The sequence below is a fragment of the Caballeronia sp. LZ028 genome, assembly GCF_031451415.1.
Lineage (GTDB): Bacteria > Pseudomonadota > Gammaproteobacteria > Burkholderiales > Burkholderiaceae > Caballeronia > Caballeronia zhejiangensis.
Window position 1 is genome coordinate 2,634,920 of record NZ_JARUXN010000001.1, and the last position, 14,376, is coordinate 2,649,295.

Genomic DNA, 14,376 nt, shown 5'->3' on the forward strand with positions numbered 1-14,376 from the left:
AGGCGCGTCGGCCATGGCCGACGCAGCCAATCAAGCCGGCGAAACGGACTGGCGGAAAACCGCGGCGCGCTTCGCATCGTTTGCGTATTCGTAGAATGCGGTGCGTGTCGCAAAGGCAGGACGAACAGTCTGGAAAAAGCAGAGCATGTCGCTCATCTGCTTATTGCGCAGCACCGCCGTAAACGCTTCGAAATCGCGTTCGCCGAATTCGGGCGATAGCAGACGCGGTCCCGATTGATGCAGCGCATCGGCGATCACGGCCGCGATTTCGACCCGCACGCGAGACAGATCTTCCTTGATCGTATTGCCCTGATGCACGCGATACACGATGTGCTCTTCATCGAGATCGAGAATCACGTTGCCGAACTCGAATGCGAACATCAGGAAGTCGAGATCGTGACAGTAGCGCAGCGGCTGGAAGCCGCCGGACGCCTCCCACAAGCGCCGCGAAAACACCATGTTGGACGTGGTGGCGACATAGTTTTCGTTCACCAGCGACAACTGCGGCAGACCGTATTTGTCGAGGAACGATTTCGAGCGCGCGAGCCAGTCCACGGCGACGCCGCCGCGCTGACGGGCGCCATCGTCGTCCATGATGCCGACGCCGCCCGCGATCAGATCCGCCGCACCGCGCTGCGCGATCAGTTCGCGGCAGCGCTCGAGCTTCTTCGGCGCAAAGAGATCGTCGGAATTGAGCACCGCGACGTACTGCGAACGGCTCACGCCGATGGCCCGGTTGATCGTGTTGTGCGCGCCGGCGTTTTCCTGCCTGAACGTGCGCGCGCGCGGCGTCTTCGCCAGCACGCGCTCGGCGATCTCGAAGCCGTTGTCGGACGAGCCGTCGTCGATCAGAACGATTTCATCCGCGGGCGAAGTCTGCTCGAGCACGCTTTCGAGCGTCGACTTGATGTACCGGCCGTGGTTGTACAGCGGCACCACGACCGAGATGGATGGCCCTTCATTCTTCTTGAGGAACTTGAACATAGAGATATCGGAACGGGCGACGCCACCCGTTCGCGTCGAAAAACTATTGGATGTCGGTATCGAAGAACGGGAAGTACCTCGACCGGTAACGCAGATCGCGGGATCTGTCCTTGATATAGCGCGCCGGATTGCCGCCGACGATCGTGTATGGCGCAACATCGCGCGTCACGACCGCGCCGGCGCCAACCACCGCGCCCTCGCCGACGGTGACGCCCGGACAGATGATCGCGCGCGCACCGATCCACGCATGATCGCCGATGACCACGGGCTTGCACAGACAGACGAAGTCCGGGTTCTGCGGATCGTGCGTCAGCGTCTGAATCAGCGTGTAGTGCGAGATGTTCACGTTATTGCCGATCTTGAGCGGGACCCGCCCGTCGAGATACGTGTAACGGTTGATCACCGTGTTCGAGCCGATCTCGATGTGATACCCGGTCACGAAGCAGCCCATCGCGATACTGGAATCGGCGCCCATGCGAACCATGCAGAACCTGCGCAGGAACCAGTGCCTGATGCCGTACGGCATCCAGTTCATGAAGAGATGATTGCCGAGATAGAAACACACGGCCGGCTTGAAGCGCCAGCGCAAGAAGCGCCATATGCGTCGAACGCGTTCCACGGCTCTTGCTGCCAGCGAAGGATTAGCGACGTTGCTCACGGACCACCTCCTCGATGACTTCTTCGTAGCGCCGCACGATGTCCGCGAAATCATAGGACGAGTAGATCTTTTCGCGTCCGCGCTTGCCACGCGAAGCCCACTCGTCGCGGTGATCCGCCATGGTTTCCATTGCCTCGACGAGGCGTGGCGTGATGCCGTAGGCGTGCGGCGTATAGGCCAATAGATCGAGTTTAACCGAGTCGAGATCGGCGGTATCGCCGTACTCGTTGGGAATCAGAATGCCGATGTCGTCATCTTCGATGACCTCGGCGGACGCGCCCGTGTCGGTGAGGATCATCGGCTTGCCGTAGAACATCGCCTCGTTCATCGCGATGCTCCAGCCTTCGATGAAGGACGGCAGCAGAAACGCGTCGGCGATGCGATGCACGTCGGCGACGTCGGCGATGTAGCCGGGCATCAGCATGTGCTGTTCCAGCCCTTCGCGCCTGATGAGATCCTTGAGCGCGTCGACGTGCGGCGCGAACACCGGGTTGCCGACGCACAGGATCTTGATGTCCTTGCGCTTGGCCACGATGCGCTTCATCGCGTCGACCATCACGTAATGGCCTTTGTGCAGGTTGTACGAAGCGACGTTCGCGAAGACGTAGTCCGTATCCGCGATACCCAGGTCCGCCCGGCGCAATGCGCCAGGCTTCTTCTCACGCGCCTCGTGCTCGCCGATGATGAGGCCGTTCGGCACGGTGATCACCTTTTCGGGCTTCACGCCGAGCCGGGCGGCCGCATAGCGCGTCGCGTTCCTCGACACGGAGATATAAAGATCGACGTACTTGTCGTTGTCGGCGAAGGCGCGGGCCTGTTCCGCCGAAAAGAACGCGTACACGTTATGGATGAAGGTGATGTTCCTGATGCCGAACTTCGCGAACAACGGATATCCGACGTACGAGAAATGCGACATCGCGAGATGCGGCCGAATCTGCGAGAGCAGTTGGCCATAGGCCTCGAGCGTGCCGCGCTCCGGCAAGCCGATCACGCGCAGACCGGCCTCCCGCGCGACGGCGCCGAGATGTCCGACCTTGCCCGAGGTAACGATCGTCACGTCGTAGCGGTCGCGATTGAACGCGATCGCCGAATCGAGCACGACTTTCTCGAGCCCGCCCTTATCGAACGACGCGAGTTCGATCAAAAGCCTGAGCTTGCCCGGATCGATGTCGGGCCGCTCGTAACTGATCGGTTGCGGCTTCGGCGCGAACAGTCGCTTTACAAGATTGAGTACGGTCATGACTTGAGGCAAAGAGACTTAGTGGGGAAGGAAACGCAGTCCGCGTTCGTCGACCGTACTGCCGAGGTCAATCGATTCGAGCAGTGTCCTGAAACACTCCGCCACGGTGCGGACCGAGAACTCCGCGAGCGCGGCATCGAATCCCGCATCGGCGATACGTTTCCAGAGTTCGCTGTCCTCATGCAGGCGCACGATCTGATCGGCCATCTCCTGCGCCGAATCGCCCTCGAGAACGTGCTCGCCCGCAACGAGCCCCATGCCTTCGCTCGCCACCTTGCTGAGCACGCATGGAACGCCGTGAAGAAGACTGGACACGACTTTTCCTTTCACGCCGGCGCCGAAACGCAGCGGCGCCACCGACAAACGCACGTGATCCAGAACCGTCGAAAGGTCCTCGACGAATCCGACGATGCGCACGCCGTCTTGCGGCGCGTCGAGTGCGGCGATGTCCGGTGTGACATTGCTGCCGACCACTTGCAGTTGCGCATCGGGCAGACGCCGGCGCACGAGCGGCCAGATCTCCTCGACGAGCCATTTGACTGCGTCGATGTTCGGCCGATGAGCGAAACCTCCCACGAAAACCACGCCTCGCCGCTGCTCGAAAGCGGTCGGCGCGCGCGTGGGCAAACGCGGAATCGGAATTCGATGGACGTTGGCTGCCGGCATGAGCCGCTTGACGATGTCCAGCTCGACGTGGCTCACCACGGTCGTCGCATCGGCGACACCGATCGCGTGCAGTTCCGCCCGGCGCACCTCGAGCGCATGGGCGAGCGCGGAAGCGGAACGCTCGAGTATCGCCGACCGCTCTTCGCGCAGGAAGTGCAGATCGACGGTGCTGAAAACGAGCTTCGCCTCCGGCGCCACGCGACGTACGGTATCGACGAGATGGCTAGCAACGCTGATTCGCTGAAGCATCACGACGCGGGCGGTCGCGGCCTCGCGCGTGACGATTTCCTGCAATGACACCATGCCGTTCGCGACCAGCACGCGGAAACCCCAACGGCGCAATGCGTCGGCGTACTCGCGCGGCTCCGATTGCTCGAACGCGGCAACGAAGCTCACCTGATAACCGAACGCCTGGAAGATCCGCATGTACCAGAAAAGGTCTGCCGATCCGGAATCCTGATCGGGCTTCGGCACGAATGCGTCGACGATCACGATCTTCGGCCTCGCCGCCAGCGGCAGAATATCGTTCGTTCCCGCATAGTTGGCGAAAACCGTGTCGAATCGCTCGCGCAGGCGCCAGCGCTGATACGCGTCGTCCCAGCTGTCGCGAGCCGGTGCGGGAATGGTTGCGGATTCGCTTACGAAGGAGAACCGCGCGAACGGCTGGCAATACGTGTGGACGCCCTCGCCCGCCAGCAACAGCGCGAGTGATGCGATGCCCGCCTCGAATGGCGCGCCCTCGATCAGCTGCGCCGACAGTTTGCGCCAGAGGTCGGCGTCGAGCATCAGGATGCCCGGTGATGCCGCGGTCACGCGCGCAACCGAGGACATGCGGGAATCGTCGTTCGCGTTCGCAATCAGGCGTCCGTCCGATGAGATACCGGAACCTGCGGCGATCACATTGCCGCTCGTGCCGAGAAGCGTACCTGTGACCGCGCCCGCGTCCGGGAACCGCTCGAACAGCTCGAGCATGTCATCCAGCCAACCGGGATGAGCAGCGAGCCGGTCCGACATGAGAACCAGATACTCGCCTTGCACCGCGCCGATGGCGTCGCGAACGTTCGAAATGTAAGCGGTGGCATCGGTGGCGTCGCGTACCGGCACGCCTCGCTGCGCGGCGGCCGGCACATTGTCATCGGCGATCACGACGACCTCCGTCGCCACATTGGCGAGCGTCGCGCTCAGCGCGCGCAGGCTCGCGTCGAGCGTCGTCGAATCCTTCGAGGCGATCACCGCGATGGTGACGCGCGGACGCGCTGCCTGCCGGAACGGCACAAACGGAACGTCGCGCCAGTTCGTCGTCGGCGCAGCCGAAGCACGCGTGACTTGGGCGCCGACCGAAGGCGGCGCGGGACGACGGCCGAGCAGCACCGCGGCGCGGGCCTTGGCCGGACGCAGAATGCGCGTGCTCACGGTACGCACCGGTTTCGTGATCCGCCATGAAAAGGAGGCGCGCAGCGCGTCGATCTCGGCATGCAGCGCGCGGTTTTGCGTGCGCAACGCGTTTTCGGTGTCGGTCGGGAGCGCACCGCCGGGCGACGCGGCGGCAGAGATATCCGAGGCGCGGTCGCCGTGCGATGCGATCTTCCCGAATGCATCGGAAAGCGCGACCAGCGCCTGTTGCTGTTGTGCGAATTCCGAGTCGCGCTTCTGACGGTCTGCGGTCGCGCGCTCCAGATCCTGGTTGCGCTGGACGATCACTTCGTTGAGACGCACCGTCTCGCTCGTCAGGCGGCCGATGTCGGCATCCCGCGTCACGACCGCATCGGTGAGACGCACGGTTTCCGCTGTCAGATGGCCAATTTCGTTGGCGCGCTGCATCGTCTCGTTCGTGAGATGCGCGATCTCCGCGGCTTGCCGCGTCATCAGATCGCTGCGCGACTGGTCGTAATCGTGAAACGGCTTGCTAGCGTCAAGCTGACTTCCCTCGATCTCGGGAAGCGCGCCGTTGCTTGCAAGGGCGATGAAATAAACCGGATCGCTCGACAGATCGGACAACTCGCAAACACCGTCTTCCTTCAGCGTCCAGCATGACGGCTCGCCCAGCGAGGTGGAACCTTCGCGAACGATTACGGACCCCGCCCCGGCTTTCTGGCCGAACAACGCGACCTTGCCGAAGCCCGTCTCGAGCAGGCGCATGAACTCGGCGCGATCCAGTTCGCGGACGTGATACGCATTGGGCGATGATCCGGGCGGCGAATAGACCGGGCGATTCGGCGTCGAGACGATCAGAAGCCCTCCGGGGCGCAACACGCGCACGACTTCGCGGATGAACGCCTCCTGCTCGGCGAAGTGCTCCAGCGTTTCGAACGACGTCACGACATCTACCGACGCGTCGGGCAGCGGGATGCGCGTCGCACTGCCGGCTTCGAAGCGAAGGTTGTCGCTGACGTAGCGCGCTTGGGCGGTCTCGACAGCGCGATCGTCGATGTCCACGCCAACGACGCTCTTTGCCCCCTGCGCGAGCATCGCCGAGCCGTAGCCTTCGCCCGACGCGATATCGAGGACATCCTTGCCTTCGCAGAGCTTCAGTGCGAAAAGGTAGCGGTGATAGTGCTCGTACTGGATCGGACCCTGCACCTGAGGAACGTAGCGTTCTCCCGAAAACAGATCGTCTGCGTGCTGACTTCCGAAACGAACACGCTTGACTGGACTCGTCATAAATAATGCCCTGGCGCGGCTCTTCCGCCGCCAATGTTGAAATAAAAGCGATTGCTCGCTATGCCCATGCGGGCACTAGCCGCATTGCGCGACCCTCGGCGGAAATGCCAGTGAGAAGACCGCCCCGCCTCCCAGCGCGAGATTCGGATTGTAGAACGGGTCTTCCCGGACCTTCGACTTCCATCGCTCGTGCATCCATGCCGCTTCCTTTCCGAAGCGGGCAGCGTTCGACGATGTCATGTCGCTGCCGCGCGATGCCGATTCGTGATGGTACAGTTCGGCGAACGGAACATAGAGGTTCCGATACCCCGCCGCGCCAAGCTTCAAGCAAAAATCCACATCGTTGAATGCAACGGCCAGATGCTCTTCATCGAGTCCGCCGACTTCCTCGTACAACGCTTTCCTGACGACGAGACACGCTGCCGACACGGCCGATAGCTGCTGCGCCAGGACCGCGCGGCCGAAATAGCCGCGTGCGCCACGCGGCAGCATATGGTGCAGGTGTCCGGCCACGTCGCCGATGCCCAGTAACACGCCACCGTGCTGCAGACGGTCGTTCGGATACCAGAGGGCGGCCCCGACCGCGCCCGACTGCGGCAGCGCCGCATAGCCCACGAGCGTTTGGAGCCAGTCCGGCGAAATCACTTCGATGTCGTTATTGAGCAGGCACAGGATCGAGCCCCGCGCACGCGCGACGGCCTGATTGTTCAACGCCGAATAGTTGAACGGCGCGTCGATGCGCAAGACGTTGATCTCGGGACGCCGCTCATAACGCGCGAGCAAGTCGAGCGCTCGCTTCTCGCGAGAGCCGTTGTCCACGATGATGATTTCGTACGCGTCGTAGCGGGTACGCGTCGTTACGCTCTCGATGCAGCGCTCGAGCAACTCGGCGCGATCCCGCGTCGGAATGATGATGGAGACCAACGGCGCCGGCTGCGGGACCGCGAAAGTCACGCGCAACATCGTAGAGTCGGGGGACAACTGCCGGACGTCGGCCTCGAACCCGGTACGGACCAGATGTTCCGCGACCGACCGCACGGACGCCTCCCTCGCATACGGTTTGACGTCAACGCGCGCCGACGTGCTCTCGGCCGTCATCCGCCAGTGGTACAGAACGTGGGGCACATGGATTACAGCGCCGTCGCCCGCGCGCTCGACGCACCGCAACACGAGATCGTGATCCTGGCTGCCTTCGAACCCCGGCCGGAATCCGCCCACTTCCCGCACCAGGTTCGTCTCGAACACACCGAGATGCGAGAACATGTTCTGACCGAGCATCAGCGCCGGATTCCAGTCCGACTTGAAATATGGCTCGACACGCAGGCCGTTCGGCGCCAGCTTGTCCTCGTCGCTGTACAGCATCCGGGCCGTCGGATTTCGCTCCAGGTACATGGCGACCATGCAGAGCGCATGCTCCGGCAAAACATCGTCGTGATCGAGCAGCGCGACGAACTCCCCCGTCGCCATGCTGAGGGCGTCATTGCTCGCGGCGCAGATATGGCCGTTGGACGCGCGGCGCATCACCTTGATGCGCGCGTCGCCACTTGCGTACTCGCGCAGAACGGCGCTCACGTGCGGCGCGGTCGAGGCATCGTCGGCGATGCAGAGTTCCCAGTGCGGATAGATCTGCGCACGCACCGACTCGATCATTTGCCGGAGGTATGTTTCAGGCGTATTGAATACCGGCACGAGAACCGAAATGACGGGCCGCCGGTGCAATGCGCGAACCGCTTCGCCGAGGGCCTCGCGCTTGGCATCGTCGAGTGTGTCGTAGCGTTCAACCCATGCGCGATAGTCGGTGGTGTCGTCGCGCGCCGCCCGATTGCGCAATCCCGCGAGACCTTCCCGGCGCCACACCGCCCAGCCGGCGCGCAGCGCCGGTATCACGCCGCCACGCAACGTGATGGCATGCTGCAACGCGCGCAGCGATCTTTGCGGTATTTGCACGAGGGCGGTAGTCCGCATGGGTTCAGACCTGCGCTTCGTACGCCGAAACCACTTCTTCGGTCGGACCGAAGGCGCGCACGCGCCCGTGGTCCATCCACAGCACCTTGTTGCACATGCGGCGGATCTCGGCGTTCGCGTGCATCGCCAGCACCACGATCTCCGAGCGGTGATGCAGGTCCTGCAGACGCGCCTTGGCCTTGTTCATGAACGACGCATCGCCGACGCCCATGACTTCGTCGAGCAAGAGGATGTCGGCATCGACGGCAGTCGAGACCGCGAACGCGAGACGCACGCGCATGCCGCTGGAATACGTGCGTAGCGGAAGATCGAGATAGTCGCCAAGTTCGCAGAAATCCGCGATCTCCTGCTGTTTGGCCTGAATCTCGCTATCGCTCATGCCGAGCAGCAGCCCGCGCAAACGAATGTTCTGAAGACCGGTCGAGTTGTCGTCCATGCCGAGGCTGATGTCCAGCAGCGGAACGATCTTGCCCTCGCACGACATCGTCCCGCTGGTCGGCGCATAGATGCCCGCCATGATGCGAAGCAGCGTGGACTTGCCCGCGCCGTTGTGGCCGATCAGGCCGATACGGTCGCCGCTTTCGAGCCGCAGGTCGATGTTGTCGAGCGCGCGCACCACGATCACGCCGTCGTTGTCCTCGGCGATGGCGTTGCGTCGGCCCATGCGCATCACCTTCTTCTTCAGGGAGCGCCCTTGTACATCGTAAATGGGCAAATCGAGCGTTGCGCCCTTGAGTTCTATGAACGCCATGATGTTTCTCTCAAATCCAGTACGGGATGCGCTTCAGATAGCGGCTCGTCAATGTCAGTGCGATCAGCCAGCCGACCACAGCCATGCCGACGCACACGCCCCAGGTCAGCAGGCTCGGCACCTCTCCGATGAGCGGCTCGCGCACCAGGCTGAGAAGATGGGCGAGCGGATTCCAGTCGACGATGAACGAAAAGCGCGTCAGCGAATTCGGGCGATACAGCACGGGTGTGACATAGAAGGCGATCTGGATCAGCGCCTGAATGATCTGCGGCAAATCACGGAAGCGCGCCGACAGGAGCGACGCCACCATGGCGATCCACATTGCGTTCAGCACGTAGATCGCGAGCGCGGGAATGAAGATCGGGAGCGTTTCCCAGCTCTTCACGCCGTACACCGCGAGCAGGACCACGACGATCACGAAATTGTGCGTGAGGATCACCAGGTTTCGCCACACGACCTGCAAGATGAAGATGAGCTTCGGCGTCGAGGCCTGTCTGATGTACGTTCCGCTTACGATGTAGGCATTGCTGCCCTCGGACACCGTGCTGGAAAGCATCGTCCACATGACGAGGCTGATCGACAGAAACGGCAGATAGTCGCTCATCTTCTGACCGAACAGCGCGCCGTAGACGACGCCGATGGAACCGATCATCACGCCCATGCTGATGGTCAGCCAGAACGGGCCCAGTCGCGAGCGGGCGTAGCGCTGCCTGACCTCGAGCCAGCCCAGCAGAGTCCAGAGCCGCCATGAAGCGATGCTTCGTTTCAAATCGACAAGTGCGAGATTAAGCATTGAGTATTGAAAGAATGACAGTAGTTGCCGTTTTCGACGGCTCGAAGAGCTTGCAAAGAACCTTCAGCGCTCGCGCAATGCGCCCATCCGGCCGGTCAGCCCGTGCCAGATGCCCAGCACGGCCATGCGCAGATGGTGAGCGCGCGGGCGCATGAACAGCCCATAAATTGCCAGACGCACGGGAAACTTCACGAGTTCCGTGGACTTCCAGCTCCACGGAATATAGCTTCGCCGGATCAGCGCTACGGCATTACGAAACAAATAGTAGTGCCGCAACGGACTGTGACTCGGGTAGGCCCGTCCGAAGATGACGACCGGCTCGCCACCCAGCGAATGCTGCAGACGCAACGCCGGTGCGCCGAGCACGGCGTATCCCTTGGCTCGAGCGCGAATGCACCACTCAAGATCGACGAAGTCGATGAACAGCTCGTCCTCCATCGGGCCGATATCGCCCCACGCCGCCAGGTTGATGCACGAGCCCGATGTGATCAGAAAATCCACGTCGATCGGCTGCGTGCCGACGGGCGCGACGCGTTGCAGCTTCCAGTACCCGAAGCGCACAAACGGTGCGACTCCTCCGAGCCGCGCGTCCTCATACGCGGGGCCGATCAGCGCGACGCGCCCGCCCCGCTCCAGTTCTTCGTCGAGCGCGCGAGGCAGCGCCGCGAGCAGGTGTTCCGAAGGCTCGCTGTCCTGGTCGAACAGGAGCGCGCTCGAGCATCCCATGCCGATCAGCACGTCGACGCCCTGATTGAGCGCTGTCGCGATGCCCAGATTCGCGCCATTCGCGACATGCACGATCCGGGAATCCAGACCGAGTGCCTCCGCCGGGGTCGCGTTTTCCGTGTTGTCGACCACGACGCACGGCGCGAATCGGGCGAATCGATTCGCACGCTTCACGCAGTCGCCGTCGGGCCGATAGAAGACGACGACGATACCCGTACGCCGTTCGCCGTTATTCACGTCGATCCACGATTCGGATTCGGAACGCTGCGACGCCATTGCGCGCGCAACCCTCTGCCGCTCGACCGCTCACACTCATGACGTGCCGCCCGCCATGCACAAGCGCAGCGCTTCGTCCCACGCGGGCAAGATCAGACCGAAGCGCTCGGCGAGCTTGTCATGCGACATGCGTGAGTTTGCGGGACGCTTCGCGGGCACCGGATAATCCGCGGCGGGGATGGGCAGCACCTTCGGCGCCCCCTCGCCCATTGCGACCGCGAAGATCGCCTGCGCGAACCCGTGCCACGAGGTCGACCCGGAGGCCGTGAGGTGATAAATGCCCGAATGCTTCGACCACCAGTCGGCGGTATCGGCGGCGATGCTTTGCGCGAGCACGTGAGCCGTGGCTGCCGCGATCGTGTTGGACCAGGTCGGCGCGCCGATTTGATCCGCGACCACGCTCAGTTGATCGCGCTCGGCGCCGAGCCGTAGCATCGTCAGGAGAAAATTCTTCCCGCGCGTGCCGTACACCCAACTCGTGCGGAAGATCAGATGGTCGCAACCCGAAGCCGCGATCGCCCGCTCGCCCGCCAGCTTGCTCTTGCCGTAGACGTTCTGCGGGTTCACCGCGTCGTCTTCGACATAGACGCCGTCCTTCGTGCCGTCGAACACGTAATCGGTCGAATAGTGAACCAGCGCGGCCGACAGACGCTTCGCCTCTTCGGCGAGGACGCCGGGCGCTTCGCCATTCGCGCGCATCGCCGCTTCCGCATCGCTTTCCGCCTTGTCGACCGCGGTGTAAGCGGCCGGATTTACGATCAACGACGGCTTCACTTCGCGAACCACCTTCCGGATTGCGTCGAGATCGCCGAGGTCGAGCTTGTTGCGGTCGAGCGCGACGACCCTGCCGAGTCCCTGCAAAGTGCGCGCGAGCTCGAAGCCAACCTGACCATTCACGCCAGTCAGCAGGATCGTTCGCTGAGAATCTTGAGTCATCGCGTCGCTCACTCGAAACACTCGGCTTCGCCCAGACGCTTCCCCGCCGCGTCCTTCGCCGCGAGCATCGGCTCGAAATCGATCGGCCATTCGATGCCGATCTCCTTGTCGTTCCACACGATGCTGCGTTCGAACTCGGGAAACCAGTAGTCCGTCGTCTTGTAGAGGAACTGCGCCGCATCCGACAGCACGACGAAACCGTGCGCAAACCCCGGCGGCACCCACAATTGCCGATGATTCTCCGCCGACAGATTCACGCCCACCCACTTGCCAAAGTTTGGCGAACTCTTGCGGACGTCGACGGCGACATCGAACACTTCGCCTTCCACCACGCGCACGAGTTTGCCCTGCGCGTGCTGAATCTGATAATGCAGACCGCGCAGCACGCCCTTCGCCGAGCGCGAGTGGTTGTCCTGCACGAATTCGACGCCCGCCTCGACGTGCTCGGCAAACTCGCGAGCGTTGAAGCTTTCATAGAAATACCCGCGCGCATCGCCGAACACCTTCGGCTCGATGATCTTGACTTCGGGCAACGCCGTAGCGGTTACTTGGATGGCCATGCGACTTGGTCCTTCGGAAGATTGAGCAGATATTGACCGTAGGCGTTCTTCGAAAGCGGCTTCGCGAGTTCGAGCAGTTGCTCGTCGCCGATCCACTTCTTGCGATACGCGATTTCCTCGGGACACGCCACCACCAGCCCCTGACGCTTCTGCAACGTCGCGATGAACGTGGCCGCGTCGATCAGCGAATCGTGCGTACCGGTGTCGAGCCACGCATAGCCACGCCCCATGATTTCGACATTGAGCCGCTTCTCCGCCAGATAGCGAGAGTTCACATCCGTAATTTCGAGTTCGCCGCGCGGGGACGGTTTGATATCCGCCGCGATGTCGCACACCTGATTGTCGTAGAAGTAAAGACCCGTCACCGCGTAGTTAGAGCGGGGCTTCGCGGGCTTTTCTTCGATCGACAGCGCTCTGAATTGCTGATCGAACTCGACCACGCCATAACGCTCGGGATCCTGCACGTGATAGGCGAACACCGTTGCGCCATCGGTACGGGCACTGGCCGCGTCCAACTGCTTGACGAGATCGTGTCCGTAGAAGATGTTGTCGCCGAGAATCAACGCCGACGGATCATTGCCAACGAATTCCCGCCCGATGATGAACGCCTGCGCAAGCCCGTCCGGCGACGGCTGCACCGCGTACTGAATGTTCATGCCCCACTGGCTGCCGTCGCCGAGCATCGACTCGAAGCGCGGCGTGTCTTGCGGCGTCGAGATGATAAGCACATCGCGGATGCCGGCGATCATCAGCGTCGACAGCGGGTAGTAGATCATCGGCTTGTCGTAGACCGGCAGAAGCTGCTTCGACACCGCGTGCGTGATCGGGTAAAGCCGCGTGCCGGACCCGCCGGCCAGAATAATGCCCTTGCGCGCCATAATTCAGCCCCTCACGCGCGCTGCGCGTAGTTCGTCTCGACCCATTTCCGGTAGTCGCCGGAAGCCACTTCGTCGGCCCACGCCTGGTTGTCCAGATACCACTGAACCGTCTTCGCAAGACCCGTCTCGAAGGTCTCCGCAGGCTTCCAGCCGAGTTCGCGCTCGAGCTTGCGCGCGTCGATGGCGTAGCGGCGGTCGTGGCCCGGACGGTCCTTTACATATGTGATCTGATCGCGATACGAACCGCTCGACTTCGGCTTCGCGCGATCGAGCAAGTCACACAGCGTGTGCACGACTTCGAGATTCTTTTTCTCGTTCCAGCCGCCGACGTTATACGTCTCGCCGGGCACGCCGCGTGCGAGCACCTCACGGATCGCGGAGCAGTGATCGCCCACGTACAGCCAATCGCGCACGTTCTGGCCATCGCCGTAGACCGGCAGCGGCTTGCCGCCGAGCGCGTTGGCGATCATCAGCGGAATCAGCTTTTCAGGGAATTGATACGGACCGTAATTGTTCGAGCAATTCGTGGTCAGGACCGGCAGTCCGTACGTGTGGTGATACGCGCGAACGAGATGGTCGGAGCCGGCCTTGGTCGCGGAATACGGGCTGTTCGGCGCGTACGGCGTGGTCTCGGAGAACTGCGGATCGGTGGCCGAAAGCGAGCCGTACACTTCGTCGGTCGATACGTGCAGGAAGCGGAACGCCTGCTTCTCGTCTTCGGGCAGCTTGCTCCAGTACATCCGCGCGGCTTCGAGCAGCGTGAACGTGCCGACGACGTTCGTCTGCACGAAATCGGCCGGGCCGTGGATCGAGCGATCGACGTGGCTCTCGGCGGCGAAGTGCAGAATGGCGCGCGGCTTGTGCTTGGCCAGCAGCGCATCGATCGCGGCGCGGTCGCAAATATCGGCGCGCTCGAAGATGTGGCGGGGATCGTCCTTCAGAGACTTGAGCGTTCCCAGATTGCCCGCATACGTCAGCTTGTCGACGTTGAGCACGGGTTCGTCCGAACCATTGAGCCAATCCAGCACAAAATTGGCGCCGATGAAACCGGCGCCGCCCGTCACGAGAATCATACGTGGCCCTCTTTATAGCTTTCCGTCAGGAGATTACGCCGCGCGAAAGCTTGACTATGCGAAAAAATTGCGACAGTTGCGGTGGATGAAAGCACAATCGGAAGATATGACCGATTTTCGTGCATTCCCGCCCCAGTTTGGTCAACCCTGAATTATAAGGCTCCGCCATTCGAAAACTAGACGGATAACAACTTGATACAGCTCGCGAT

12 protein-coding genes are annotated in these 14,376 nt (G+C 62.3%); all 12 read right to left on the reverse strand.

The window, feature by feature from the left end; translation table 11 throughout:
- Positions 1 to 30: 30 nt before the first annotated feature.
- The 12 genes from QCE58_RS12475 to rfbB all read right to left on the reverse strand — a co-directional run bounded on the left by QCE58_RS12475 (position 31) and on the right by rfbB (position 14,167).
- Complete coding sequence (locus QCE58_RS12475) at positions 31 to 984, reverse strand: glycosyltransferase (RefSeq protein WP_250435049.1); 954 nt, start codon at positions 982 to 984, stop codon at positions 31 to 33.
- Between the two features lie 43 nt (positions 985 to 1,027).
- Positions 1,028 to 1,642: an acyltransferase gene (locus tag QCE58_RS12480; protein WP_250435050.1), complete on the reverse strand. Its 615-nt coding sequence runs from the start codon at positions 1,640 to 1,642 to the stop codon at positions 1,028 to 1,030.
- Positions 1,626 to 2,882 carry a glycosyltransferase gene (locus tag QCE58_RS12485; protein WP_250521365.1) on the reverse strand — a complete coding sequence of 419 codons (1,257 nt, stop codon included), beginning with the start codon at positions 2,880 to 2,882 and terminating at the stop codon, positions 1,626 to 1,628. The genes QCE58_RS12480 and QCE58_RS12485 overlap by 17 nt, the downstream gene beginning before the upstream one ends.
- Before the next feature lie 18 nt (positions 2,883 to 2,900).
- Complete coding sequence (locus QCE58_RS12490; protein WP_250521366.1) at positions 2,901 to 6,128, reverse strand: methyltransferase domain-containing protein; 3,228 nt, start codon at positions 6,126 to 6,128, stop codon at positions 2,901 to 2,903.
- 156 nt (positions 6,129 to 6,284) lie between these two features.
- Positions 6,285 to 8,174, reverse strand: coding sequence for a glycosyltransferase family 2 protein (locus QCE58_RS12495; RefSeq protein ID WP_409014108.1), 1,890 nt, complete (start codon positions 8,172 to 8,174; stop codon positions 6,285 to 6,287).
- 4 nt (positions 8,175 to 8,178) lie between these two features.
- The gene (locus QCE58_RS12500) at positions 8,179 to 8,925 is read right to left on the reverse strand and encodes an ABC transporter ATP-binding protein (RefSeq protein WP_284502450.1); all 747 of its coding nucleotides are present in this window, start codon (positions 8,923 to 8,925) and stop codon (positions 8,179 to 8,181) included.
- A gap of 10 nt (positions 8,926 to 8,935) precedes the next feature.
- The gene (locus QCE58_RS12505) at positions 8,936 to 9,718 is read right to left on the reverse strand and encodes an ABC transporter permease (RefSeq protein ID WP_250435055.1); all 783 of its coding nucleotides are present in this window, start codon (positions 9,716 to 9,718) and stop codon (positions 8,936 to 8,938) included.
- 63 nt (positions 9,719 to 9,781) lie between these two features.
- Positions 9,782 to 10,720: a glycosyltransferase family 2 protein gene (locus tag QCE58_RS12510; RefSeq protein ID WP_250435056.1), complete on the reverse strand. Its 939-nt coding sequence runs from the start codon at positions 10,718 to 10,720 to the stop codon at positions 9,782 to 9,784.
- A 36-nt stretch (positions 10,721 to 10,756) separates the two neighbouring features.
- Positions 10,757 to 11,656: a dTDP-4-dehydrorhamnose reductase gene (rfbD, locus tag QCE58_RS12515; protein WP_250521368.1), complete on the reverse strand. Its 900-nt coding sequence runs from the start codon at positions 11,654 to 11,656 to the stop codon at positions 10,757 to 10,759.
- 8 nt (positions 11,657 to 11,664) lie between these two features.
- Positions 11,665 to 12,216: a dTDP-4-dehydrorhamnose 3,5-epimerase gene (gene rfbC / locus QCE58_RS12520; RefSeq protein WP_250435058.1), complete on the reverse strand. Its 552-nt coding sequence runs from the start codon at positions 12,214 to 12,216 to the stop codon at positions 11,665 to 11,667.
- Complete coding sequence (gene rfbA / locus QCE58_RS12525; RefSeq protein WP_250435059.1) at positions 12,201 to 13,094, reverse strand: glucose-1-phosphate thymidylyltransferase RfbA; 894 nt, start codon at positions 13,092 to 13,094, stop codon at positions 12,201 to 12,203. The genes rfbC and rfbA overlap by 16 nt, the downstream gene beginning before the upstream one ends.
- Before the next feature lie 11 nt (positions 13,095 to 13,105).
- Positions 13,106 to 14,167, reverse strand: a complete 1,062-nt coding sequence (gene rfbB, locus QCE58_RS12530; protein WP_250440132.1) for a dTDP-glucose 4,6-dehydratase — start codon at positions 14,165 to 14,167, stop codon at positions 13,106 to 13,108.
- Positions 14,168 to 14,376: the final 209 nt, after the last annotated feature.

Excerpts from the sequence above, each read along its gene's own strand:
- QCE58_RS12510 (WP_250435056.1), bottom strand. The coding sequence starts at position 10,720 with ATGGCGTCGCAGCGTTCCGAATCCGAATCGTGGATCGACGTGAATAAC.
- QCE58_RS12485 (WP_250521365.1), bottom strand. The coding sequence starts at position 2,882 with ATGACCGTACTCAATCTTGTAAAGCGACTGTTCGCGCCGAAGCCGCAA.
- QCE58_RS12500 (WP_284502450.1), bottom strand. The coding sequence starts at position 8,925 with ATGGCGTTCATAGAACTCAAGGGCGCAACGCTCGATTTGCCCATTTAC.
- QCE58_RS12495 (WP_409014108.1), bottom strand. The coding sequence starts at position 8,174 with ATGCGGACTACCGCCCTCGTGCAAATACCGCAAAGATCGCTGCGCGCG.
- rfbD (WP_250521368.1), bottom strand. The coding sequence starts at position 11,656 with ATGACTCAAGATTCTCAGCGAACGATCCTGCTGACTGGCGTGAATGGT.
- rfbB (WP_250440132.1), bottom strand. The coding sequence starts at position 14,167 with ATGATTCTCGTGACGGGCGGCGCCGGTTTCATCGGCGCCAATTTTGTG.
- QCE58_RS12475 (WP_250435049.1), bottom strand. The coding sequence starts at position 984 with ATGTTCAAGTTCCTCAAGAAGAATGAAGGGCCATCCATCTCGGTCGTG.
- QCE58_RS12505 (WP_250435055.1), bottom strand. The coding sequence starts at position 9,718 with ATGCTTAATCTCGCACTTGTCGATTTGAAACGAAGCATCGCTTCATGG.
- rfbA (WP_250435059.1), bottom strand. The coding sequence starts at position 13,094 with ATGGCGCGCAAGGGCATTATTCTGGCCGGCGGGTCCGGCACGCGGCTT.
- rfbC (WP_250435058.1), bottom strand. The coding sequence starts at position 12,216 with ATGGCCATCCAAGTAACCGCTACGGCGTTGCCCGAAGTCAAGATCATC.